Consider the following 26243-nt stretch of genomic DNA (forward strand, 5'->3'; position numbering starts at 1 on the left):
TATTATTATAATTCTCCATCCCATTCTGAATAAAACTGTGACAAAAACAACAACATAAAATCATGTCTTTGTTTTGCAATTTCTTTACCTGTTTCGGTATTCATTAAATCTTTAAGAAGTAATAATTTTTCATAAAAATGATTTATCGTAGTTCCCTTATGATTTTTATATTCTTCTTTCGCCATATTCATTTTAGGAGCCATTTCAGGATCGTGGATTGAATTATTTTTAAACCCTCCATAATTAAATGTTCTAGCAATTCCGATCGCACCGATAGCATCAAGTCGATCTGCATCTTGAACAATATTTAATTCGATTGAGTTAAAATTACGTTGAAAATTTCCACCTTTAAAAGAAATATTTTCGATGATTTTTACTACATGATCTATTATTTCGGGATTGACAGAAATTGACTCTAAAAACGAAGCCGCTTTTTTAGGACCGACAGTTTCATCACCTTGATGAAATTTACTATCGGCAATATCATGAAGCAAAGCTGCATATAATACAACTTCCTTATTAGCATCTTCTTTTTCAATTATATTTAATGCATTTTTATAAACACGCTCAATATGAAACCAATCGTGTCCAGATTCTGCATTTTGCAATTCCTGTTTTACAAAACTAATCGTTTGTTCTATCTTATTCATTTTTAATAGAATTAAAAAAAGCCGATGTTATCATCAGCTTTCTTTCGTTACTTTATTATAGCCGGAGTTACCCATTTAAACACATGAGATTCTTCTGCAACCTTCATTCTGTCAGCTAATTTAGCCATACGTGCTGGTAATTTCATTAAATAATCACGAGCTTTTTCTGCATCATCGGTAAGATTATTGATTTTATCAATTTCCCATCGGTTGATTAATTTTTCTAAAATATCTACATAATCCATTGACGTATAAACACCTATTCTTTGAGCAGAATCAGAAAAATTATGAAAAGCATCCCCAATTTTTCCGCCAGATTCACGAATTAAGTTTGCTGGCATCGTGATTTTCTTTTTCATCATATAATGGAAAGCCAACATCATTTCAGATGGATCTACTTTAAAAATTCGATCAACAAATTCTGAATAAGCATGATGATGACGCATTTCATCCCCTGCAATTAATCTACAGATTTTTGATAACTTATGATCACCATGTTTTTTAGCCATTTGTGCAACACGATTATGTGAGACATAAGTAGCTAATTCTTGAAAACTTGTAAATACAAAATTCTTATATGGATCACTATCTGTTCCTGGATCAAACCCATCGTTTATCAAATGATGCGTAGTAATTTCAACCTCTTTCATATTCACACGACCTGATAAATATAAATATTTATTTAACAAATCTCCATGACGATTTTCTTCTCCGGTCCAATGACGAATCCATTTTGCCCAACCGTTACCACTTCCGTCTTCACCACCTCTTTGATCTACACCTTCAACATCTAACAACCACGATTCATAAGTTGGTAATGCTTCTTCTGTAATTGTGTCGCCTACCATCACAACCCAGAAGTCGTAAGGCAATTCTTTAGCATACTCACGTAATTCTTTTACTTCTTCTAAAAAATTTTCACTTTCTGAATCAGGTAATAAATCCGATGGTTGCCAAATTTTTTCAACTGGAATTAAATAATTTTCTACAAAACTATCTATATTTTTTTCCAGAAATTGCATTACTTCTAAACGCACATTTTTTATTGACATATTATCATTTTATTCGTTGTTTAATAACAACAATTAGTATTCAATTTTAGAGATTACTGCTTCATGAGTCTTTTCAAAAAGAGTTTTAAAGTCGTAATCTGAAACTTTTAAAGGTTCATGCACAAATAACGAAACCTTTGCACCTAAACCATTCGGAAACATTCCGTATTTAAACAATTTCCAAGAATTATTAATTGTTAGCGGCACAACATAAGCATCTGGCGCATATTTCACTAACATTTTCAAGCCATTTTCAGAAAAAGATTTCGGAACTCCCGTTCGTGATCTAGTTCCTTCTGGAAAAATTACTGCCGAACGATTATATTTCTGAATATACTCACCCAATCCCTTAATTGCAGGTAAAGCTTGTTTTGGATCTTTACGATCGATAAGAACAGAACCACCATATTTTAAATTAAAAGAAACACTTGGAATTCCTTTTCCTAATTCTTTTTTACTTACAAACTTAGGATGTGCTTTTCGTAAAAACCAAATAATTGCACTAATATCAAACATCGACTGATGATTAGAAACAAAAATTATAGGTTTATCGTTTGGAATAAGATCTACATTTTTTGCAGAAACAGTAGTTCCAAGCACATTAACACATCTTAATAAAAACCAATTTAAAACAACCACACTTTGATTATGTACCTGATAACCAAAGAACTTATAGCATACCCATTGAATTGGTTGAAAAATTACCAAACAAAGACCTAGTAAAAGATAAAAAATTGCACTTATAGGATATGATATAATTTTTTCCACTATAACAAATATTTTGGTTCAAATATACGATTTTATAAAAAAAACCACCTCAAAAAAGGTGGTTTGTTTTATCTCAAAGCAAAAAGATTAACAATTTTGATTGTAAGCTTCTTTTAAATTTTCAGCGATTACTTCCGCAGGATGTCCTTCGATATGATGACGCTCTAACATATGAACTAATTCACCGTCTTTAAACAATGCCATACACGGAGATGATGGAGGGAAAGGAAACATTTTTTCACGAGCGGCATTTACAGCTTCTTTATCAACTCCTGCAAAAACAGTTACAATATGATCTGGTTTTTTTTCGTTATCTAAACTAAAACGAGCTCCTGGACGTGCATTACGAGCCGCACAACCACAAACAGAATTTACAACAACTAAGGTTGTTCCTGGTTTAGACAAAGCCTGTTCAACATCTGAAGCTGTATATAATTCTTGAAAACCTGCTAAAGTTAATTCTTCGCGCATTGGTTTTACTATTTCTTCTGGATACATAATAAATACAATTAAGTTAGTTTACAAAGTTAAAAAACTAAATGATAAATAACTACATCATTTTTTCTTAAAGAATTGTTATTTATAAAAAAAAGGTTGCTCATTTCTGAGCAACCTAACCAACCACTTATAAAATGAATCAAATATTCATTTTTGTTTCAGAAATAGTTTATATTTCAGAAACAGTTCAAATATAATATAATTTTTTAATTAAAAAAGAAAAAGTTACTTAAAAAAGCAACTTTTTTTATTTTTACATTTTCATCAACCATTTTCTCATAGAAACATCTTCGTTAATGATGTTTCTCAAATCAGAAATTGCAACACGTTCTTGCTCCATGGTATCTCTATGACGAATGGTAACTGTTTTATCTTCTAATGTTTGATGATCAACCGTAATACAGAAAGGTGTTCCTAATGCATCTTGGCGACGGTAACGACGACCAACCGCATCTTTTTCATCATAAGCCACATTGAAATCCCATTTTAAATCTTCGATGATTTCTCGAGCTACATCTGGTAAGCCATCTTTTTTAACTAATGGTAAAACGGCTGCTTTTGTTGGAGCTAAAACTGCAGGTAATTTTAAAACTGTTCTTGTTGAACCATCTTCTAAAGTTTCTTCTTCTAAAGCTTTAGAGAAAACTGCCAAAAACATACGATCTAATCCAACAGACGTTTCTACCACATACGGAACGTAAGACGAATTTGATTCGTTGTCGAAAAACTGTAATTTTTTTCCTGAGAATTGTTCGTGTGCTTTCAAATCGAAATCTGTACGAGAGTGAATCCCTTCTAGTTCTTTAAATCCGAATGGGAAGTTAAATTCAATATCAGCTGCAGCATTTGCATAATGAGCTAATTTCTCATGATCATGAAAACGGTAATTTTCTTTTCCTAAACCTAAAGACAAATGCCATCTTAAACGAGTTTCTTTCCAATACTCGTAATATTTCATTTCTTCTCCTGGTTTTACAAAAAATTGCATTTCCATTTGTTCGAATTCACGCATACGGAAAATAAACTGACGTGCAACAATTTCATTACGGAAAGCCTTTCCTGTTTGAGCGATTCCAAAAGGAATTTTCATTCGTCCGGTTTTCTGAACGTTTAAAAAATTCACGAAAATACCTTGAGCTGTTTCTGGACGTAAATATAAATCCATAGCCGAATCAGCAGAAGCACCTAATTTAGTTCCAAACATTAAATTAAACTGACGAACATCAGTCCAATTTTTTGAACCTGTTTCTGGATCAGCAATTCCTAATTCTTCAATCAGCAACTTAACATCTGCTAAGTCACCAGTTTCTAAACCATGAGCCATGCGTTCTAAAATCTCTTTCTTTTTAGAAAGATACTCTACAACTCTACCGTTTGTCGCAACAAATTGTTCTTCATCAAAAGATTCACCAAAACGCGCACGAGCTTTTTCGATTTCTTTTTGTGCTTTTTGCCAAAGTTTCTCGCAATAATCTTCAATTAAAACGTCCGCTCTATATCTTTTTTTAGAATCTTTATTATCAATTAATGGATCATTAAAAGCATCCACGTGACCTGATGCTTTCCAAGTGGTTGGATGCATAAAAATTGAAGCATCAATACCTACAATATTTTCATGCATTTGAACCATTGATTTCCACCAATATTCACGGATGTTTTTCTTTAATTCTACTCCATTTTGAGCATAATCGTAAACCGCGCTCAAACCATCGTAAATTTCGCTTGACGGAAAAATAAATCCATACTCTTTTGCGTGCGAAACTACATTCTTAAAAATATCTTCTTGTTTTGCCATAGTGCAAAAATAGCAAATAGTTTATAAATAATTGTTCTTTGTAAAAAATTAAAAACTTAGTTGATTTATTTTTTTGTAAATTAACAAAACCTAAAAACGAAGAATATGTTTCAACATCTATTCAATTTAATTTTTCCGAAAAAATGTCTTGGTTGTAATGAAACAATTATCAATACAAATCATTTTATATGTATTGAATGTTTACATAGTTTAGATTTTGTTGTTCCTGGAAATGATTCTAATCCGACTTTACTTACTCGTTTTTTTGGAAAAATTCCACTAGTTAGCGCCAACGGATTATTATATTATGACAAAAAAGAAATTTCACACAATCTAATACATGAGTTAAAATACAAAAACCAACAGAACATAGGTGTTCTATTTGCGGAATTGACTTATGAAAATTTTAAAAACCATCTTGCTTTCAGAAATATTGACGAGCTAGTTTCAGTTCCACTTCATAAAAAAAAAGAGAGAGAACGAGGTTATAATCAAATTGATTCTTTTGGTAATCGATTATCTGAATTAACTGGAATTCCTTATAATAAAAAAAGATTAATTCGAAATTTTTATACAACTCCACAAGCAAAGAAAAAAAATCTATTTCTACGAAGCGCTTTAAAAACGGATTTATTTACAGTTTGTTTTGACGAATCTGATCATGGTAAACATTTTATGATTCTTGATGATGTTGTGACCACTGGTTCTACAATAGAAATCTTGGGAAAAGAATTACTAAAAATACCCGATTGTAAAATAAGTACATTTTTTATAGCTGTGACGAAATAACATCGCATAAAACATTTTTAAACTCTAAAATAAAATAGTTACTTTGTAGAAATTTGTAATTAATGAAATTTCTAACATACACACTTGCAATCTTTTTTGTTTCATGCTTACTTTTAACAAGTTGTGCAAAACGCGGTTATATTACTGGAGGAGCTGCGGATACACTTGCGCCAGTTGTTTTGAAATGTATCCCTGAAAATTTTTCAACGAATTTTGATGCCAAAGAAATAAAAATCACATTTGATGAATATATTAAATTAAACAAAATCAATCAAAATTTAATCATTTCACCTCCTTTTAATACACAACCAGAAATCATTCCAGCAGGTGCTGCAACTAAAACAATTACAATAAAACTTTTAGATTCACTAAAATCAAACACTACCTATAGTTTTAATTTTGGTCAAAGTATTGCTGATAATAATGAAGGGAATATTCTAACTGATTTTAAATATATTTTTTCAACTGGTAGCTATATTGATTCTTTAAAAATCAAAGGCTCAATAAAAGAAAGTTATAATTTCAAAAAAGATAATTTTGTTTCAGTAATGTTGTATGATGCAACGACTTTTAACGATTCGACTGTTTATAAAGAAAAACCAATCTACATCACAAACACTTTAGACAGCTTGACCACCTTCTCAATAGAAAATATAAAAGAAGGTTCATATTATTTAGTTGCGATGAAAGACCGAAATGGCAACAACAAATTTGAACCAAAGACAGAGAAAATCGGATTTTTTGGAGGACCTATTCAATTACCAAACGATTCTTTAAGAGAATTAGTTTTATTTAAAGAAGAAAAACTTCCGTCAGTATCAAAACCCTCTATGGTTAGTCAAAACAAATGGTTGGTTCCTTTTGAAGGAGATTATAAAAACTTAGAAATTGAAGCCTTAGCGAACAATAGACCAATTGATGTAAGATTTTCTAAGATTCAAGAAAAAGATTCGGTTCATATTTTTATTCCAAAGATTGCTTACGATTCGATTCAGTTTAATTTTAAAAATGGTAATTACGAGAAATCATTCGTCAATAAACCACGAAAATTAAAAGAGATTGATTCGCTTAGTATTTCTTTTAACAAGAACGGAAACATTGATTTTACAGATAAAATTGAACTTTTAACTTCTACACCAGTTCAATCTTTTGATATTAAAAAGATGAATTTAATCAACAAGGATTCTATTCAAGTTCCTTTCAATATCATCAATGACGAATTGAATTTGAAAATGATTATTGATTTTGAAAAACTTGAAAATCAAAAATATTCATTTGAAATGTTACCAGGTGCAATTGTCGATTTTTACAACAAATCAAACGATAGTTTATCAACTACTTTTCAGACTGATGCTTATACCAAATTTGGAAATCTAACATTGACTTTAGGAAACACTTCACAATTTCCATTGATTATTGAATTGCTCAACGAGAAGGAACAAATTATTGCATTTAAAATAATTGAAGAAAATAATCCGGTTGAATTTCCGAATTTAAAGCCAAGTAAATATTTTGTTCGAATTATAGTTGATGAAAACAAAAATGGAAAATTTGACACTGGAAATTATCTTTTAAAACAACAACCAGAAAAAGTTTATCTGTTTGAAAAACCAATTGATGTACGAGCCAATTGGGAAGTTAATGAAACATTAGTCATACCAAATTAGTATAAAAAAACCGAGCTTTTAAACTCGGTTTTTGTTTTTATCTAATTTTAAATTGATCAGCGTCGTCTAAAAAAGCAAAACGATTTCGAGCTTTTTCTAAACCCTCTTTTTGCAAAGTAACAATAACAATTTGTTCATCAATCATTGGTTCTTGAATGAATTGCCCCATATAATCAATCACCTGAGAATGCCCTGAATATTTATTTTCTAAAGCATCTTTTCCACTTCTATTCACAGCAACAACAAAACTCATATTTTCTATTGCTCGAGCCTTTAAAAGTGTATCCCAAGCATAAATACGCTGGTCTGGCCAAGAAGCCACATAAATCAACAAATCGTAAGCTTTGTCAACAATACGAGAATAAACTGGAAAACGTAAATCGTAACAAATCAACGGGCAAATATTCCAACCTTTATAATTGACAATTAATTTATCATTTCCTGGCTCATAGACATTTTCTTCTCCAGTTAAAGAGAACAAATGCTTCTTATTATAGGTTTTATAATTTCCGTCAGGAAAAACAAAAAACAAACGGTTGTAATACTTTTCATTTTCTGAGATTACTAAACTCCCTGTAATGGCAATGTTTTGGGACTTTGCAGTTTCAATCATCCATTTAATGGCTTTACCATTTTCAGTTTCAGAAACCAAATCAGGCTTCATTGTAAATCCCGTAGAAAACATTTCGGGTAGAACTACCAAATCTACATCTGATTCTAATTGATCTATTTTAGCAGTTAAGGTTTGAATATTTATATCAATATTTTCCCATACTGGCGCATATTGAATTAAAGCAATTTTCATAGTAATTATTTAAAATGCAAAAATACGGAATAGTATATTTGCATTGAAATCATTACTTTTTACAATTAAATTCTAGATATTTTTGATACATGTATTCAAAAATTCCTTCATAATATCTTGCACTATTTTCTTGAACAAGATATTGGTTACTAATTTTATTTTTCTTATTTTCTTTAGCTTCTTCTTTAATCATTTTTTTAAAAGCTGCTTTATATTCTTTCTTTGCCTTTTTAAATTCTTTAAACTCAATTGAACTTTTATCTTCTAAAAGCGTTAGATAATCTAGAAAAGCTTGACAATCGCTTCCCATATATTTAAAATAATTAACTACGCGATTATGTATAATCATACTCCAAGGATTTATAGAAACAACTTCATTCTTATTAGGTGATTTGATAAAATAATATGGTGTGTACATAACAGTTTTACCTCGTTCTGTAGCTCTCATAAAAATTCTATAACGTTTAAAACCTGTTAGATTATTGGATTGGAAAAACATTTTTTTGGGGTTATCATAATCTATTTTAAGGGTTTTGGCATTAATATCGTACATAGTAGTTCTATCATAGATAATAAATCCATTTTCAACATTTTTAAAAATGACTTGAGAAATTGTCATTACATCAATTTCTTTATACTCAGTTTCATTTTCAGATGGTTTAAATAATATATTATCTACAATTAATTCAGGATTTGAAAATGCATTTGAATTAGACCCCATAGCAACAGCACGAAGTATTTTATTTTTCGGTTTATTATTCTTAACAAATCCATCTTTAACAGATCCGTCTTCAAAAACTATAGTAACAGGATTTTCAGATTCTTCATTTGAGTTTAAATGAATAAACTGTGCATTAGCATTAAAAGCTAAAAAAAACAGTACCATTTGTAAATAATTCTTCATAAAATAGAGTTGGTTTAAAATAAAAAAAGCTCTCTATTGCATAGAGAGCTTTAAATATAATGATAATTTTTAACAAATTATTTAATAGAAGCTGATAAATATTCACGATTCATACGAGCAATGTTTTCTAAAGAAATTCCTTTAGGACATTCAACTTCACAAGCACCTGTATTTGTACAGTTACCAAAACCTTCGTTATCCATAGCTTCAACCATGTTTAACACACGTTCAGTAGCTTCAATTCTACCTTGAGGTAACAAAGCAAACTGAGAAACTTTTGCAGAAACGAATAACATTGCTGAAGAGTTTTTACAAGTTGCAACACAAGCACCACATCCGATACAAGTTGCAGCATCGAAAGAACGGTCTGCATCGTGTTTGTTAACTGGAATATTGTTTGCATCTTGCGTATTTCCTGATGTATTTACAGAAATAAATCCACCTGCATGTTGAATACGATCAAAAGAAGAACGGTCTACAACTAAATCTTTAATTACTGGGAATGCTTTAGCTCTCCAAGGTTCGATATAAATTGTATCGCCTTCTTTGAATTTACGCATATGTAATTGACAAGTTGTAATTCCGCGATCTGGACCGTGTGCTTCACCATTAATAAATAAAGAACACATTCCACAAATACCTTCACGACAATCGTGATCAAAAGCAACTGGTTCGTCACCTTTCTCAACAAGCTCATTGTTTAAAACATCAAGCATTTCTAAGAAAGACATATCTGGTTCAATACCGCCGATTTTATAATCGACCATTTGACCTTTATCTTGTGCGTTTTTTTGACGCCAAATTTTTAATGTAAGATTCATCTTGACTAGTTTTTAAAGTCTTAAAGTCATAAGTCTTAAAGCCAGGGCATTATAACTTTTGACGTTTAACTTTTGACTAAATTATTTATAACTACGAGTTACCATTTTAATGTTTTCGTAAACTAAGTCTTCTTTATGAAGAACAGCTTCTCTAGGATTACCTTTGTATTCCCATGCAGCTACATAAGCGAAGTTTGCGTCATCACGTTGCGCTTCACCTTCAGCAGTTTGATGCTCTTCACGGAAGTGACCACCACAAGATTCCTCACGGTGTAAAGCATCTTTAGCAAACAATTCTCCTAATTCAAGGAAATCGGCAACACGTAAAGCTTTTTCTAATTCTTGGTTGAAAGAGTTAGCTGTTCCAGAAACTTTTACATTTTTATAGAAATCTTCTCTAATAGCAGCAATTTCGTCCATAGCTTCAGTTAAACCTTTAGCGTTACGAGCCATACCAACATTATTCCACATTACTTTTCCAAGTTTTTTATGGAAATAATCAACTGAATGTGAACCATTATTGCTCATTAAATGATCAATTAATGATTTTACATTTTTTTCAGCTTCGTCAAATTCAGGTGTATCCGTAGGAATTTTTCCTGTACGGATATCATCAGCTAAGTAGTTACCAATTGTATATGGCAATACGAAATAACCATCAGCTAAACCTTGCATTAAAGCAGAAGCTCCTAAACGGTTTGCACCGTGATCAGAGAAGTTAGCCTCTCCAATACAGTAACATCCTTCGATAGTCGTCATTAAGTTATAATCAACCCATACTCCACCCATTGTGTAGTGAACTGCAGGATAAATCATCATTGGAGTTGTATACGGATCCTCATCTACAATTTTGTAGTACATTTGGAATAAGTTACCGTATTTATTTTCAACTACTTTTTGACCTAAATCATAAACTAATTTAGCATCATTTTCGTCTAAATGGTGAATACGAGCTTGTTCTTTACCATAACGATCAATTGCAGCAGCGAAATCTAAATAAACAGCTTCTCCTGTTGCGTTAACACCGAAACCAGCATCACAACGTTCTTTAGCCGCACGTGAAGCAACGTCACGAGGTACTAAGTTTCCGAAAGATGGATAACGACGCTCTAAGTAATAATCTCTGTCAGCTTCAGCTAAATCAGTAGGTTTCTTTTTACCTTCACGAATTGCTTGAGCATCTTCTAATTTTGCAGGAACCCAAATACGTCCATCATTACGTAAAGATTCAGACATCAAAGTTAATTTTGATTGGTGATCTCCAGTAACAGGAATACAAGTTGGGTGAATTTGTGTATAACAAGGGTTTGCGAAATATGCTCCTTTTTTATGGATTTTCCAAGCAGCAGTTACGTTAGATCCCATTGCATTTGTTGACAAGAAGAAAACGTTTCCGTATCCACCTGTAGCAATAACTACAGCATGAGCAGAATGACGTTCTAATTCTCCAGTAATTAAGTTACGAGCAATAATACCACGTGCTTTTCCACCAACTAATACAACATCTAACATTTCGTGACGGTTGTACATTTTGATTTTTCCACGACCGATTTGACGGTTCATTGCAGAATAAGCACCTAATAATAATTGTTGTCCTGTTTGTCCTTTAGCATAGAAAGTACGAGAAACTTGCGTTCCACCGAATGAACGGTTATCTAATAAACCTCCATATTCACGAGCTAATGGCACACCTTGAGCTACACATTGGTCAATGATGTTTACAGAAACTTCAGCTAAACGGTGAACGTTTGCTTCACGAGCACGGTAATCTCCACCTTTTACAGTATCATAAAATAATCTGTAGATTGAGTCACCGTCACCTTGATAGTTTTTTGCTGCGTTGATACCTCCTTGAGCTGCAATTGAGTGCGCACGACGAGGAGAATCTTGGTAACAAAAAGCTTTTACGTTATATCCTAACTCAGCTAAAGTAGCAGCTGCAGAACCACCTGCTAAACCAGTACCAACAACAATAACATCAATATTACGTTTGTTTGCAGGATTCACTAAGTTAATATGATCTTTATAATCTGTCCATTTCGTATCGATTGGACCTTGAGGTATTTTATTATCTAAACTCATAATCAATTATCTTTTTAGATTACTTAACAAAATGAAGGTATAATGGAATAATAGCAAATAACGCAGGAACGATATAAGCAAATCCTAAACCAATTACATTAATTAACCCGTTATATTTAGGATTATTAGCTCCTAAAGATTGGAAAGCACTACGGAAACCGTGTGATAAATGGAAAGCTAAAACTACCATTGATAACACATAGAATAACGTAAATACTAATCCGTAAGTTGGATCTTTGAAGAAATCAACTGTGATTTTGTATAAATCTTTGTACCCTTCTGCAAATTTAATATCAGAACCAGGAATGTAAAATTCTTTTCCATTCTTTAATTCTAATTGACCCATCTGAACTTGAGCTGCATCAACAAAACTACCCGTTGTTGTGTTATAAACAACACTTTGTCCCATTGGGTTAGTCAACGTTTGAGTTTGTAAAGGCATTTCAGCAAAATGCATTTTAGCCCAGAAATTCACCATGTGAGTAGCGATAAAAACCAATAACAAGGTTCCTAGAACAGCCATATTTCTTGATGCCCAAGTACTATTTGCTGCCGCATTGTTTTTTGCATAACCAACTGGTCTTGCTTTTTTGTTTTGTATTGTCAATAAAATACCATCGATAGCATGGAATAAAATTGAAATATACGTAACATAAGATAAAACTTTTATCGCAGGATTTGTAGTCATGAAGTAAGCATATTGATTGAACTGCAAATCAGTTCCAAAAATCAACTGTAAGTTACCCACTAAGTGACCTATCAAAAACACGCATAAAAATAAACCCGTAAGTGCCATCCAGTATTTCTTACCGATTGACGACTTTAAAAGTGCAGATTTTGCCATAATGTAATTTTAGTAGTTTTTTTCCTTAAAAAAATCATACAAAAGTAAGGCTATTTACAAAAACAAGCAAAGTAATTTGTTCTAATTGTTACGTATTTAAAATGATTACAAATAAGAACCCATTCAAGCAAAACATTAAAAAGTTTTTGTCATATCTTCGTCTACAATGATAATATAATCAGCAAGTTGCTTTTCTGTTAAAGATATCTCATTAATATTAGCTTTTTGTAAAACAGATATTGTAGTCATTTTTATATCTGAATTATATTTATTGACATACCAAAAAATACCTTCGTAATCGTTAGAATGATACGCTCCATTAAAATGCACAAACAAATTATTTGGCTTAAAATTCTGAACAATTGAATATGCCATCGTTGCATCTTTTATAGCTTGCGCCTTTGGAAAATTGGGATTTGCATGGTCACTATCTTTGAACATATCCATCATTTTTACATAAGCAGGTAAACTTGCATCATAAGGAAAAGGCAACGGAGCAATCCATTGTTTATCTTCATCATTCAAAGCTAACAAAGCTTCTTCTCCTTCTTTATATAAAAGACTTGCAAATTTTCTTGGCACATTTGTAGCGATCACTTCCATCTTATTTTCTTTTGCAAAGTCAACCAATGGTTTGTAATCCGTTTTATAATTATTCCATAAACGAGCCGATTTTCCAAAATCCTCATCAGATAACTTTCCGTTTAAATAATCATTTAAATAAACCTGATTATCTCGTTCAAACATTTCCATTCCTAAAATCAACGGCTTATTCTCAGCTAAAGCTTTTATCGTCTTTAATTGCAACCAATGCACGATTGAATTATCATGAAATTCTCCAAACAAAATCAAATCGGATTTTTGAAGTTCTTTTACCATTTTTTCAAATGTGATTTTCTTTCCTTTTGAATTATAAATTTGATACGGTTTTAATTCTTGAGCGAATATTGATGTCGTTGCTAATAACAACATAAAAGTGAATAATTTTTTCATCATGATATTTAGAATGATTTTAAATAAAGATGTAAAAATACAAATCGTTTCTGACAAAACAACAAAAAACCCAACAAACAAAATGATGTTTATTGGATTTCATAAATATACTAAAAAACTAGATTGATAATTATACGCTTCCATAACCAAAGCCTGGATATTGATATGCATACATTTTCATAAATTTATCGTACTGATATTTAGATAAAACTTTAGAGATTTTTAAATCGTAAGCTTTTTCAATTTTTCGAATCTGAAATTCTGGACGACGGTAGTTACGTTGTGCGATTTTTATATCTTGATGCATACGAAACATTAAATCATCTAATTCTAGTTTTTGACTACGTGACAAATCTAATCCGCGATAATCAAAATCTTTAGAATCATATTTTTGCTTATACGGGTCAAGACGTTGTTGTCTTCCAACTTCGCGTCGTTCGTGCTGATATTTTGGAGATTGCCCCTCTTGATATACCGAACGTTGCTGCGCAGATGCTCCAAACGAAAGAGCAAACATTGCAATTAAATAAACACTTTTCATAATTTCTATTTTTTTAATGTTAATTCAGCAATTAACTTTTACTTTCTTTTTTTTGTTTCATCTCTTTTTTAGCAGAGAATTTTTGATATTGTTCTGGAGTTAAAATCGTTTTGATTTTTGCATCGCGCTCTGCTCTTTTTGCTTGTATTTCTTCTTTTGACGGTTTTGTATTTTGAGCTAATTCTCCTTTAGATTTGCGTTCGCCTTTCAAATCTTTTAATTGTGATTTTTGAACATCCGTTAAATTTAAATTAGCAAATTTATCTCCTCCTCTTTTTTTACCTCCTTTATGTTTACCGTCTTTACGACCTTCTTTTTTATTACAATCCTTTTTATCGCCTTCTTTCTTAACTCGAACTTCAGTTGATTGATTTTCTTTACTTTTTTTATCTGATTGTTTTCCTGTTTGCGCGAAAGTTGCTACTGATAAAGCTAACATGGCTACGGTCATTAATTTTTTCATGATATTTAAATTTTGTTGTTATTTTATTTGCTAAGAGAATTTCAATACTTGTGCCAAAAGAAAAAAAAGCAACAAAACATAGGTAAACCGATAAAAAATTGCGGTAAACAAAAAAAAAGCACCAAGAAAACTTGATGCTTTTTTAAAAAATTAAGATTTATATTTAATACGCTCTTGCGTCTTTTCCTTCATAGAAATTCATGAATGCACGATTTACCACTCGATTACCTCCATGCGTTGGATAATTTCCGGTAAAATACCAATCACCCAAATTATCTGGACAAGCTTGATGTAAATTTTCAACCGTTTGGAAAACAATTTTCACATCAGCCTTAACTGTATCTGGACGTAACATCACAGAAATCTTATCAGAAATTTCTTGGTCAGTAAACGGAGCATAAATTTCTTTTACATGATTAATCACTTCTGCATCATGTAAATTTTCTTGTGCTTTACATTTTGCATAAACCTCATCAACAATATGATACATATTACGGTCTTTTAATAATTCTAATGAAGCCGTAAAAGCAATTAAAGTTTCCATCTTAGCCATGTCAATTCCGTAACAATCAGGGTATCGGATTTGCGGCGCCGATGAAACTACCATAATCTTTTTAGGATTTAAACGGTCTAACATTTTGATGATTGATTTCTTTAAAGTTGTACCACGAACAATACTATCGTCAATAACAACCAGAGTATCTGTAGGTTTTACAACTCCATAAGTAACATCGTAAACATGCTCAACCATATCATCACGACTACTATCATCTGTAATAAACGTACGAAGTTTAGCATCTTTAATCGTGATTTTTTCTGTACGAATTGTAGTAGATAAAATCTCACTTAACTTCTCAGCTGATAATTCTCCTTGATTAGCAAGAATAGCAGCAATTTTCTTTTCGTTCAAATAATCTTGAGCTCCTTCAATCATACCAAAGAACGAAGTTTCGGCTGTATTTGGAATATAAGAGAAAACCGTATTTTGAGTATCACCTTGAATCTCATCTAAAATATAAGGCATCATTAATCTACCTAAAGCTTTACGCTCTTTATATATAGACGCATCATTTCCACGTGAGAAATAAATTCTTTCAAAAGAACAAGATTTCTTTTCTAAAGGGTCTAAAATCTGCTCAAAAGAAACGTTACCATTTTTCTTGATAATGACTGCTTCACCAGGATTTAACTCTTTAATACTTTCTAATGGCACATTAAACGCCGTTTGAATAACCGGACGTTCTGAAGCAACTACAACAATCTCATCATCTTCATAATGAAAAGCTGGACGAATTCCAGCCGGATCGCGTAAAACGAAAGCATCACCATGACCAATCATACCAGCCATTGCAAAACCACCATCCCAGTTTTTAGAAGCACGTTTTAAAATTCGTCCAATATCTAAACGTTCGCCAATAATCGGAGAAGCTTCTCTTTTAGACAAACCTTCATTTTTACAATCGAAATATAAATCGGTAACTTCATCATCTAAGAAATGTCCAATTTTTTCCATAACGGTAACCGTATCCGCCATTTCTTTTGGATGTTGTCCCAAACGAATTAAATCTGCAAATAATTCTTTTACGTTAGTTAAATTGAAATTTCCTGCAACGATTAAATTACGGTGCATCCAATTGTTTTGACGTAAAAATGGGTGAACACTTTCGATGTTATTTTTTCCGAAAGTTCCGTAACGAACGTGTCCTAAATACACTTCGCCAACGTATGGTAAATCTGCTTTTTGGGCAGCAACATCATTAACTAATTCTGGACGAGCTTCTAATTCTTCGTTAATTCTTCCGTTGATTTGAGAAAAAATATCTTGAATTGGAGATGTTTTATTAGAACGTACGCGACTAATGTAACGCTCACCAGGTTCCATATCTAATTTAATACTAGCTAAACCAGCACCGTCTTGCCCACGATTGTGCTGTTTCTCCATAAGCAAATACATTTTTTGTATCGCATAAAAAGAAGAACCGTATTTTTCTTTATAAAATTCTAAAGGTTTTTTTAACCTTAAAAGTGCAATTCCGCATTCGTGTTTGATCGCGTCACTCATAGCTTCTTGTAGTTGTTGTGTTGTTTGATGAAAAAAAGCCCCACGAGGAGGCTTGATTTTGTATATAGTTAGTCAGCTAATTCGATATCGAATTGCGTTAACATTTTAAATTGTTGTAAGCGAGCATCAACTTCTGTTGCAGAAAGATTGACCATACGTTCTGTTCCGAATTTTTCAACGCAGAACGATGCTAAATTTGAACCATAAATAATGGCATTTTTCATATTACTGAACGAAATATTTTCGCTTTGAGCTAAATACCCAGAGAAACCTCCAGCAAAAGTATCTCCAGCTCCTGTTGGATCAAAAACTTCTTTTAAAGGTAAAGCTGGCGCAAAGAAAACGTGATCGTCATTAAACAATAAAGCTCCATGTTCACCTTTTTTGATCACCACATATTTTGGCCCCATTTGGTGAATAACCTCAGCAGCTTTCACTAATGAATATTCGCCAGATAATTGACGTGCTTCTTCATCATTAATTGTAATAACGTCGATGCGCTTCATTACTTCTTTTAATTCTGGTAAAGCGCAGTCCATCCAAAAATTCATCGTATCTAAAACCACTAATTTAGGTTTTTTAGTCATTTGATCTAAAACTCCGATTTGGATATTTGGATGTAAATTTCCTAACATTACCACTTCAGCATCTTTAAAATCTTCTGGTACAATTGGATTAAAATCTGCCAAAACATTTAATTGTGTATCTAAAGTATCACGCGAATTTAAATCGTTATGATATTTACCACTCCAGAAAAAAGTTTTTCCGCCAGGAACTACTTCAATTCCTGTTGTATCGATATTTTTACTTGTTAAAAGATTTAAATATTCTTGAGGAAAATCGTCACCTACAACAGAAACAATCGCAGATTTTACATTAAAGTGAGAAGCAGATAATCCGATATAAGTTCCTGCACCACCAAGTATTCTATCTGTTTTCCCAAAAGGTGTTTCAATTGCATCAAAAGCAACCGTTCCTACAATCAATAATTTATTCATATTCTTTATTCTAAATGAAGACGCAAATATACTTAAAATTCAAATTTCTACAACTTTTTTAAACCACTGAAAATGTTAATAATTCACAATTTAATTATTCTCAAAAGTTTCGTAATATTCATCTATTAAAAAATTTCCGCTAGTTGCAGCATTTACTGCCAAAACATCACAACGTTCATTCATTTTGTGGTTATTATGTCCTTTAATCCATTTAAAAGAAACGTGATGTTGGCGGTAAATTTTCAGAAAACGTTTCCATAAATCTGGGTTTTTTTTATCCTTGAATCCTTTCTTTTCCCAACCAAAAACCCAGTTCTTTTCGACCGCATCAACAACATATTTAGAATCGGTTACAACCAAAACAGAAATGCCAGGATTTTTTAACATTTCTAATCCAGTTATAACTGCCAAAAGCTCCATGCGATTATTTGTGGTTTTTCGATATCCTTGAGAAACTTCTTTAAAAACATTTTTACCTGCCCATTCTAGAATCAATCCATAGCCACCAGGACCAGGATTTCCTCGCGAAGAACCGTCTGTATATAATATTACTTGAATATTTTGCACGTGATAATTTTTTACAAAGATAAATTTATTAATTTCACTTATCCATATAAATCGAAAACAGATTTCTGAAATGAAACAACTTCTTATTCTAGCCTTTTTATTCATTATTCAAAATATGAGCGCGCAATATTTGAACGGAAGCGTTTTTGAATACGATATTGCATCTGATAATATTTTAGAAGTTTATTATAAAGATTTAAGTATTTGTGAAATTGACTTAGAAAAACAAAAAATTGTAAATGATTTTTATTGGTTTGAAGATGGCATCATTTACGAAATAGATACAGATTACGAACAAATCATCGGGAAATACAACAAAAACGAAATCACGATTTATGACGAAACGTACATTTTGAGCAAACCGGTTTTTTCTAAAATGAAACTTGCAAAAACAACCGATGCAAAATTTGAATTAAAAATTGCTTGCAACGGAAATAAAATCACAATTGAGGAAGGAAACGCACAAATACAAGATATTTTAAAACTTTGGCTGATTATGAAAGGTGCTGAACGTGTGATTCAGCGTAATAAAAACGCAGATAATTTTTTTGAAGTTATTCAAACGGGAAGTTCGTTTTAACAAAAAAAGGCCAGATTCAATTAACTGAACCTGACCTAAACATACAACAAATTTTTTCTTTTTCATAACATCTTTCCCACAACGTTTTTTTTGATTGAGTAAACAGGTGAGATTTGTTGTACTTTATTTTAAAATCAATTTTAAGTTGATTTGATATTTTTAATATCTCTATAAACTTCAGAATATTGCGGTTCTGAAATTACTTTTACTTCGCTCATTCCGCTAAAATCTGATTGTGAATAATATTTCATCAATTGAAGATAAAACACTTTACCAACTGCGTCTTCATGAACATAAAGCTGAACAGGTTGATTGTCGGCATCGAAGGCTTTTGCCAAACCTGCGAAATTGTTAGTTGCAAACATGCTTGCTAATTCTAATTCGCTTGTAGCGTTACAATCAAATTTTTTAATTGCAATACTTTCAATTTTTCCGCCACTTTGCTTATTATAAAAATCAGAACCTCCATAAAAAAACAACAATCCACAAATCAAAATTCCGATACCAGCTACAACTCTAATTAAAATACTCGAAACAGGAATTACACTTGGCATTATCATTAAAAAGACAAACAATGCTAATAAAATTCCGTAAATTACTTTTTTAGATTTATTTGACCTTGATTCAAAGTTTGCTTTATCATCTTGATAATAACCGTAAAGGTTAACTGGATATTCTTTTTTCATATTTTGTTTATTTAGTTATTGAATAAATCATTTGCGTTCGGAGCAGTTCTTTGCAATTCTGTTGCGTATTGCCACTCATATTTTTTAAATCCGAAAACACCTGCGATTACATTAGACGGAAAAACAACAATACTATCGTTATAATCGGTTATCGAAGCGCTCAAAAAACGTCGTCCGGCAGCAATTTGTTCTTCGCATTCTTTAAATGCTTGTTGCAATTGATTGAATTGCTGATTTGATTTTAGCTCGGGATAATCCTCAACTTGAATCATTATTTGTTTTAATGTCGAACTACCTTCTTCTTGTTGCACATACGGATTTTCATTCTTTGTTGGCGCAGCGGGTCTTCGTAATTCGGTAATTTTCTCTAAAGTTTCTTTTTCGAAAGTCACATATTGTTTGACCGTTACAATTAAATTCGGAATTAAATCTGCTCTTTGAATAAACAACGCATCTAAAGACGAAATCGCATTTTGAATTTGATTTTTCTTAGTCGATAATTTATTGTACATACTGATGATGTACAATAAAATTAGCATGCTAAAACCGATTATGATATAATGTGTTGTTGTCATTGTAAATTAATTTTTCCAAATTTCATGATTCAACTTCAGAGTATCAATAACTGTCAATTGCTCAATCAATTCAGTATAAATATCATCTAACAATTTCATGTTTATTTTTACACTCAACATATCATAAGGTGTACTTCCAGTTGCTATGGCATTGATTCGATTGGTTGCAATAACAATATTGCTTTCGTTAATTGCGATATAAACCTCACCTTTATTTCTAGTATTGATTTCTTTCAACCTTTCCATAAATACAGGTGTAAGAATATATCTTACCAAAATTTGATCATCTGCATAAACTTCAAATTGTTTTTGAAATTCTGGGTCTTCTAATCTAACCACTTCTCCTGTTTTATTTATGTAAGAAGAAATATCATTACCTTTCAAAGAACCAAAGAAACCTTTTTTAGGATGAATTCGTATGCAACCTTTAAACTTCTTAGGAAAACGAGCTACAAAATAACTTCCGCCAAAAACATAATCATCTGGAGTTTTTTCGTTTGTAAAATTTCTTCTGTAAGAAAGAATCAAATTACATGATTGAAAAGCCACACCATTATAATGTCCGATAATTTGATCTCCTCCTGTAATACTATAATCCTTTTCATCAAAAAGATTAGAATGCATGATTTCAGGTAAACCAACATAAGCTTTTTCGATATAATGAAACTTCGGATTTACATAAACAATTAATCTTGAAAAAATGGATTTTTTGAAGTTTGTAAAACTTGCTCCACCAGAAGCAGTTTTTTTATGATACATCATGAATCCAAAACCAATCATTGAAGTAATAAGTACAAAAGCTCCTATTAGAATAAATACTTGATTTGAATTTGTAAATAAAGAACCTCCTTTTCGATTGCTAAACCAGATAACTACACCAACAAAAACGAATGCTAAAATGGTTTGTAGATAAAGCATATTCTTACTTTTACTTCTACCTTTTTCCATTTGTGCGATTTCTGCAGCAAACTCTTTTTGAGTAAAAGTTTGAAACTCAGTCAACGGTTTTAAATCTGTTTTGTAATCTTCTTTTATCTCAGCATTTCCATATAATTCAGAAATTATTTTTTGAAAATATTCAAGATTTGCATTACTAAATACTCTGATTACATCCGGAAGATATTTTTCAACAACTGGTAAAGAATAATTTTTACCATTTATTGCAATCTCCATATAATGAACCGGATTCAATTTTAGTTTTATTTTAAAAATCGGAATTACTGTTAAGTATTGAGTATGATTGGCATAAATTTCACATTCATTACCTTCGCTTAATAAGTCGAAAACTTTTTCGATTTTCTTTCTTCTATTTTTTACATCAATAAGATTTTTTACAGGATAATAAAGCGAAGCAATTATGGCAATTGGAATAATGATTTTGTAATAATTACCAAAATTATTACTATTTAAATCTGCATCCGTCGAAATTCCATCAATATAACTTTTTAGTTGTGGCATCGCATATTTAAGAACCAAAGCAATAACAATTGAAATAAGTATCGCAACAGCTATAACATTCCGAATGGTAATTCTTTTCTCACGTTCAGATTCTCTTGTGATTAGATATTTTGCTTCTTGTAGATTCATCTTTCATTTTTTTAAATTTCTAAATCTGAAATAGAAACTACATTACCATCTTTGTCCATGACAACAATAAATTCAAAAAATGTATGTGCTGCAGAAACTCTTTTTCCAAAATATGGTTTACCTGGGTGATTGGCATGTAAATAATATAACGTTTCAAGTTCACCTTTGTCGTTCTTTTTGAAAGTCAAATTTTCGATTCCAAAATCAGAAAATTCTTTATCTTTTTCAAGAACCTTTTCGCTTGCCTTTATTAGATTATCTGTCAGTTTCGTTAAATCTATATCGCTCACAGAAAACGCATTTACATTAGCTGGAGTTCCATTTTCAGATTCAACAACATCGGTATATTCTGTATAGATGGCAGATTTAATTTTATCACCATCTTTATAATCAACACTGATTGTTTCAGGAATATAAGATTGGTCACATGTAATATTTACAGCAGTTATTTTACCATCATATTTAGAAAACTTGTCTTTGATTAGATTTTGAATCGCAACTATTCCGTCTGGAGAATTTAATGTCATCTGACTCGTTGAACTTCCGCCACCACAAGCTGAAGCAAGTAAAACCAACGTAAAAAGCACTAAAAAATTTATCTTTTTCATTTTTATGATTCTTTAAGAGTAATACTTCCGTCATCTTCTATCGTACAGCTTATTGAGTAGTAAACCGTAGTAACCATTTGTCCTTGTCTTGAGCCACCACCACCGCCGATTGTGACCATGTTAACATCAAAAGTAGTTTTTAATTTTCCGTTTTCTTTCTTAACACGAATGACAGAAAGGGTAAAATCTTCATATTCTGACGAATATTTATCAGCAACCATTTGTTTACCTTCATTCGTTTTTTGATTAATAAAAGAAAAATCAATTTCGCTAACTTTAAAAGTTTCGTATTTTTTTGGTTGAATCTTTTTTGCTTTCGGATCTGAAAAACCAGCATAACCTCCACCATAAAATTGTTCAATTACTTTTTCGACTTTTTTGTCAAAATAATCAACATTTAGAAACTCAAAATTTTCATTTAGTTGATCTTCAGAACTTATCTCTACTTTCAAATAATCTAAATCGATATATTCAGGTGTAGAAAGAATACTTTCTACTTGTTCAAGACCTGCCATTTCGCTTATCTTATTTGGCTGAATTGAATCACATGAAATCATGGTTGCAAAAGCGACAAATAAAAATGCTATTGAAAATAGTTTTTTCATATCTACTTTTTTAGCTAGCTGGTTCATCTTTCTTCCAAAGTTTAGATATTCCGTAATTTTCTTCGCGAGATTTCACTTCATAACTAGCTTTTAAAGCTTCAAGAATATCGTTATTAAAAGGTTTTCCGCTTCCGTAAATCAATCGGATAATTCCTGCTCCAACCAATCCAAAATTACGATTCAAGAAACTCATCCAAGCAGCACAATCTTCGGTGTTAAATTGAAAATGAGTTTCGTCTTTTTCAATCCCAAGTTGTTTGTTTAAATGATTTAGTGAAATATAAGTTCTGTGATAAGCATTTTTTATGATATGTATTTGATCATAATTTTGAGCTCCAAGAAATTGTTTTGCAAGATTTCCTTTTTTAACAAATTTTACTTTGTATTTATTACCGATTTTTTCTTCTAATATTTTATGAACGGCTTCTATGTCAATTATTCCATCAACATAATTTGTAGTGATTTTGTTGTCTAGTATTCCCATTTCTTTTTTGATTACGTGTTAATTATGAATCAAAAGTAAGCTTACTAGAATTACAAAATTTGTCAAACAAATATTCGATTGATTCAAATAAATATTCGACCCAATTAAAAGAATATCTGAAATAGAGAAAAGTAGATTTAATTCATATTATTTATGTAATCCAAAACAATTTCTTTTTTGCGATCAGAAACAGGGACTAGTTGTTTGGTAGATAGTTCTAAATTTCCGTCGCGGTAAAATTTAGTTATGTAGTTTACATTCACCAAATAAGATTGATGACATCTTAAAAACATAGAACTCGGAAGCAAACCTTCGTATTCTTTTAAAACTTTAGAAACCATAATTTTATTTCCATCTTTAAAATAAAAAGTGGTGTAACCTTTATCGCTCTGACAATAAACAATATCTGCAATTTGGACAATTTGTGTATAATCAAAACTTTTCAAAGCAATTCTAGAAATGGGTTCACTATCTTTTAAATGATTATCTGACAATTAAAATTGATTTTTATCGAATCTGAATTGTTCTTGTTTTCGATAACATTTATCTAAAGTTTGATTAAAAGTAGTTGGATCTATCGGCTTTAATAAATATCCGAAAGCTCCTAAATTTAGAGCATCAATCGCAAATTGATCATAGGCAGTTACAAAAATAATTTGCGTATCGATATCTAAATCTTCAAAAATTTGAAAACTAGAACCGTCTCGCAATTGAATATCAGCCAAAATCAAATCGGGATTTAATTCGGGAAGTTCTTTTTTAGCTTTCGCAACTTCAGCAGAATATCCGACAATCTGTAAATACGGAATATTTTCGACTAACGAGATGATGTATCTCAATATATTTATTTCATCTTCAAGAATATATACTTTCATAATTAGCTTCTTATTAAAGGTAAAAATATTTCTACAATATAACCGCGCGCACCATTTTCATCTAATGGTTTAGCTACAAAATAAGCATTTTTTTTACCATTTGTATTATAAATCAAATCCAAACGTTCTTGCGTGATGATTCTAGAAAGCGATTTTTTACCCATTGGCGATTGAATTCCTTTTCCAGAACCATTATCAACAATCTTTATATAAAGTTGATTTTCTTGTTCTTCGATATCAATTTCTAAATAACCTTTATAATTGATATTTTTAAAACCATGTTCTATTGAATTTTCAATAAAAGGTTGCACAATCATCGGCGGAATCAGCAAATCATCTGAATGAACATGAACATTTATTTTATAATCAAAAACATCTTCATATCGCAATTGTTGTAATTTCACATAGTTTTCAATTGCATTGATTTTTTCATCCAGAGTAACATATTCCAATCTATTTAATTCTAACATGTTGCGAATATGCTTGGAAAGTGCAACTAAATAAACATTAGCTTCCGATTTTTTATCTGCAATTATTAAACCTTGCATGTTTGCAATCGCATTATAAATAAAATGAGGATTTAATTGAGATTGACGGGCTTTTTGTTCGATGAGATAACGTTTTTTTTCAATTTCTAATTTTTCATTTTTCTCTTTTAATAATTTCTTGCTATATGTGTTATAGATAAAAAACAAAATTGATAACATTATCAAAATCCCAGCTAACAACAACCATCTTTGTTGGATAATTAAATCTTTATTTAATTGATTCGTTTCTTGAAGCACTTGAATTTCGGCATCTTTTTTTTCTGTCTCAAATTGAGTTTCGAGTTCCGATATTTTTTGATTTTGGATTTTAAGATGATTTTCTTCTGTAATTTTATATAAAGAATCTTGTGCATCTAAAGCTTTCTTTAAATCACCTTTTTCTCTATAAAGTAATTTTAAATTGCGGTAATAAACACTTAGATCTGTAGCTAATTTATTTTCTTTTACAAAATCATAACCTTTATTTAGATAAAAAATTGCTGAATCAATTTGATTTGCATTCATATAACTTGTCGACAAATTATGAAAATGATGGTATTTAAGTAATCCATTTCTCTTAAAAAAATTAAAGCTTTTGTGACTACTTTTGATTGCATTTACGTGATCACCAACATGATTGTAATATTGAGATTCATAATCAAATGTTCGCGCAATTGCAATACTATCGTTTATTTGCAAAGCTAATTTTTTTGCTTTTTCTAGATAGGTTTTCATATCATCAGAATTGTAAGTATGCTGTGCCAAGAAAAAACGAATATCAAAATAACGCTGTTGTACAAAAAGATTAGACTTTAACGGATGATTCTCAAAATACAGATTGGTATATTTTATAGATTTTTCAAAATCATCATTATTAAAATATATTTTGGCCAAATCGTCATATAAATAATAGGTAAAAATGCTGTTATTAACTTCAGCATAATTAATTGCTTTCAAAATTTCCTCAACAAGTTCAAAAGATATAATTCCTAAATTCTCAGTTTTAAACTTAGATTCTTCACTAAATTTTCTAACATTTATATCTACATTTTCTGATGGTTTAATCGAATCCAAATAAATTTCAATGCTATCTTGCTTCAAAGCATATCTAGATTCAATTGCTTTTAGCAGAAAATAAATATTTGTTTTTTTATAATTTTCATCCGAATTGAAATCCAACAAAAGAGTATCCAAAACATTAATTTTGGTATCATTTGACATCGTATCTAACGAAACAATCTTTTTTAAATAAAAATCTTCCGTACGTAATTTTGAATAACTACTCGAATTTTCGTTTTGTCTTTCTTCACAGCTTATCAAAGCTAAAAAACAAAAGAAAAAAAGAAAACCATAAAACAGCTTGTTAATCATAAAAACAAATTTTAATCAAAAAACAATATATTAATACTTTATCAAA

General features: G+C 30.9%; 28 protein-coding genes. 3 read left to right on the top strand and 25 right to left on the bottom strand.

The features are described from left to right. Window positions 1-5: 5 nt before the first annotated feature. The 5 genes from HW119_RS03440 to HW119_RS03460 form a co-directional block, all read right to left on the bottom strand. The gene (locus tag HW119_RS03440; protein WP_177761268.1) at window positions 6-650 is read right to left on the bottom strand and encodes an HD domain-containing protein; all 645 of its coding nucleotides are present in this window, start codon (window positions 648-650) and stop codon (window positions 6-8) included. A gap of 47 nt (window positions 651-697) precedes the next feature. Beyond that, a complete protein-coding gene (locus tag HW119_RS03445) occupies window positions 698-1702 on the bottom strand; it encodes an acyl-ACP desaturase (RefSeq protein WP_177761269.1) in 1005 nt (334 codons plus the stop codon). 33 nt (window positions 1703-1735) lie between these two features. After that, window positions 1736-2470: a lysophospholipid acyltransferase family protein gene (locus tag HW119_RS03450; RefSeq protein WP_177761270.1), complete on the bottom strand. Its 735-nt coding sequence runs from the start codon at window positions 2468-2470 to the stop codon at window positions 1736-1738. An 87-nt stretch (window positions 2471-2557) separates the two neighbouring features. Beyond that, window positions 2558-2968, bottom strand: a complete 411-nt coding sequence (locus tag HW119_RS03455; RefSeq protein WP_177761271.1) for a BrxA/BrxB family bacilliredoxin — start codon at window positions 2966-2968, stop codon at window positions 2558-2560. Window positions 2969-3221: 253 nt separating this feature from the next. Next, on the bottom strand, window positions 3222-4763 hold the full coding sequence (locus HW119_RS03460; RefSeq protein WP_177761272.1) for a glycine--tRNA ligase: 1542 nt from the start codon (window positions 4761-4763) through the stop codon (window positions 3222-3224). Window positions 4764-4868: 105 nt separating this feature from the next. Here HW119_RS03460 and HW119_RS03465 point away from each other — a divergent pair, with 105 nt between their 5' ends. Both HW119_RS03465 and HW119_RS03470 read left to right on the top strand, forming a co-directional pair. Continuing rightward, on the top strand, window positions 4869-5552 hold the full coding sequence (locus HW119_RS03465) for a ComF family protein (RefSeq protein WP_177761273.1): 684 nt from the start codon (window positions 4869-4871) through the stop codon (window positions 5550-5552). A gap of 62 nt (window positions 5553-5614) precedes the next feature. Continuing rightward, the gene (locus HW119_RS03470; RefSeq protein WP_177761274.1) at window positions 5615-7219 is read left to right on the top strand and encodes an Ig-like domain-containing protein; all 1605 of its coding nucleotides are present in this window, start codon (window positions 5615-5617) and stop codon (window positions 7217-7219) included. A gap of 37 nt (window positions 7220-7256) precedes the next feature. On the opposite strand, the gene HW119_RS03475 is transcribed toward HW119_RS03470, so the two are convergent. The 11 genes from HW119_RS03475 to rnhA all read right to left on the bottom strand — a co-directional run bounded on the left by HW119_RS03475 (window position 7257) and on the right by rnhA (window position 18299). Continuing rightward, window positions 7257-8024: a nitrilase family protein gene (locus tag HW119_RS03475; protein WP_177761275.1), complete on the bottom strand. Its 768-nt coding sequence runs from the start codon at window positions 8022-8024 to the stop codon at window positions 7257-7259. Window positions 8025-8076: 52 nt separating this feature from the next. Continuing rightward, window positions 8077-8928, bottom strand: coding sequence for a hypothetical protein (locus HW119_RS03480; protein WP_177761276.1), 852 nt, complete (start codon window positions 8926-8928; stop codon window positions 8077-8079). A gap of 77 nt (window positions 8929-9005) precedes the next feature. Continuing rightward, window positions 9006-9749 carry a succinate dehydrogenase/fumarate reductase iron-sulfur subunit gene (locus tag HW119_RS03485; RefSeq protein WP_177761277.1) on the bottom strand — a complete coding sequence of 248 codons (744 nt, stop codon included), beginning with the start codon at window positions 9747-9749 and terminating at the stop codon, window positions 9006-9008. A gap of 81 nt (window positions 9750-9830) precedes the next feature. After that, window positions 9831-11831 (bottom strand): fumarate reductase/succinate dehydrogenase flavoprotein subunit, encoded by a 2001-nt coding sequence (locus HW119_RS03490; RefSeq protein ID WP_177761278.1) that lies wholly within the window; start codon window positions 11829-11831, stop codon window positions 9831-9833. Window positions 11832-11850: 19 nt separating this feature from the next. Next, window positions 11851-12675, bottom strand: coding sequence for a succinate dehydrogenase cytochrome b subunit (locus HW119_RS03495; RefSeq protein WP_177761279.1), 825 nt, complete (start codon window positions 12673-12675; stop codon window positions 11851-11853). A 135-nt stretch (window positions 12676-12810) separates the two neighbouring features. After that, a complete protein-coding gene (locus tag HW119_RS03500; protein ID WP_317171504.1) occupies window positions 12811-13671 on the bottom strand; it encodes a ChaN family lipoprotein in 861 nt (286 codons plus the stop codon). A gap of 127 nt (window positions 13672-13798) precedes the next feature. After that, the gene (locus tag HW119_RS03505; protein WP_177761280.1) at window positions 13799-14209 is read right to left on the bottom strand and encodes a hypothetical protein; all 411 of its coding nucleotides are present in this window, start codon (window positions 14207-14209) and stop codon (window positions 13799-13801) included. A gap of 31 nt (window positions 14210-14240) precedes the next feature. Continuing rightward, complete coding sequence (locus HW119_RS03510; protein ID WP_177761281.1) at window positions 14241-14672, bottom strand: hypothetical protein; 432 nt, start codon at window positions 14670-14672, stop codon at window positions 14241-14243. 163 nt (window positions 14673-14835) lie between these two features. Beyond that, a complete protein-coding gene (locus HW119_RS03515) occupies window positions 14836-16734 on the bottom strand; it encodes an amidophosphoribosyltransferase (RefSeq protein WP_177761282.1) in 1899 nt (632 codons plus the stop codon). A gap of 68 nt (window positions 16735-16802) precedes the next feature. Continuing rightward, window positions 16803-17732: a PfkB family carbohydrate kinase gene (locus HW119_RS03520; RefSeq protein WP_177761283.1), complete on the bottom strand. Its 930-nt coding sequence runs from the start codon at window positions 17730-17732 to the stop codon at window positions 16803-16805. A gap of 90 nt (window positions 17733-17822) precedes the next feature. Further along, window positions 17823-18299 carry a ribonuclease HI gene (rnhA, locus tag HW119_RS03525; RefSeq protein WP_255497977.1) on the bottom strand — a complete coding sequence of 159 codons (477 nt, stop codon included), beginning with the start codon at window positions 18297-18299 and terminating at the stop codon, window positions 17823-17825. Window positions 18300-18369: 70 nt separating this feature from the next. Here rnhA and HW119_RS03530 point away from each other — a divergent pair, with 70 nt between their 5' ends. Continuing rightward, window positions 18370-18879, top strand: a complete 510-nt coding sequence (locus tag HW119_RS03530) for a hypothetical protein (RefSeq protein ID WP_177760571.1) — start codon at window positions 18370-18372, stop codon at window positions 18877-18879. A 140-nt stretch (window positions 18880-19019) separates the two neighbouring features. Here the strand turns inward: HW119_RS03530 and HW119_RS03535 are convergent, their stop codons facing one another. The 9 genes from HW119_RS03535 to HW119_RS03570 form a co-directional block, all read right to left on the bottom strand. Next, on the bottom strand, window positions 19020-19565 hold the full coding sequence (locus tag HW119_RS03535) for a hypothetical protein (protein WP_177761285.1): 546 nt from the start codon (window positions 19563-19565) through the stop codon (window positions 19020-19022). Between the two features lie 11 nt (window positions 19566-19576). Beyond that, on the bottom strand, window positions 19577-20140 hold the full coding sequence (locus HW119_RS03540; RefSeq protein WP_177761286.1) for a LemA family protein: 564 nt from the start codon (window positions 20138-20140) through the stop codon (window positions 19577-19579). A gap of 6 nt (window positions 20141-20146) precedes the next feature. Continuing rightward, complete coding sequence (locus tag HW119_RS03545) at window positions 20147-21727, bottom strand: DUF3137 domain-containing protein (protein ID WP_177761287.1); 1581 nt, start codon at window positions 21725-21727, stop codon at window positions 20147-20149. 11 nt (window positions 21728-21738) lie between these two features. After that, window positions 21739-22335, bottom strand: a complete 597-nt coding sequence (locus HW119_RS03550; RefSeq protein ID WP_177761288.1) for a hypothetical protein — start codon at window positions 22333-22335, stop codon at window positions 21739-21741. Between the two features lie 2 nt (window positions 22336-22337). After that, window positions 22338-22940, bottom strand: coding sequence for a hypothetical protein (locus HW119_RS03555; RefSeq protein WP_177761289.1), 603 nt, complete (start codon window positions 22938-22940; stop codon window positions 22338-22340). A 10-nt stretch (window positions 22941-22950) separates the two neighbouring features. After that, window positions 22951-23424 (bottom strand): hypothetical protein, encoded by a 474-nt coding sequence (locus HW119_RS03560; protein WP_177761290.1) that lies wholly within the window; start codon window positions 23422-23424, stop codon window positions 22951-22953. 137 nt (window positions 23425-23561) lie between these two features. After that, entirely contained in the window at window positions 23562-23918 is a 357-nt protein-coding gene (locus tag HW119_RS16720; RefSeq protein WP_255497978.1) for a LytR/AlgR family response regulator transcription factor, read from the bottom strand. Then, entirely contained in the window at window positions 23919-24299 is a 381-nt protein-coding gene (locus HW119_RS16725; protein WP_255497979.1) for a LytR/AlgR family response regulator transcription factor, read from the bottom strand. 2 nt (window positions 24300-24301) lie between these two features. Continuing rightward, entirely contained in the window at window positions 24302-26197 is a 1896-nt protein-coding gene (locus tag HW119_RS03570; protein WP_177761291.1) for a sensor histidine kinase, read from the bottom strand. Window positions 26198-26243: the final 46 nt, after the last annotated feature.

Origin of the sequence: Flavobacterium sp. I3-2, from assembly GCF_013389595.1 — a bacterium.
Taxonomy (GTDB): Bacteria; Bacteroidota; Bacteroidia; order Flavobacteriales; family Flavobacteriaceae; genus Flavobacterium.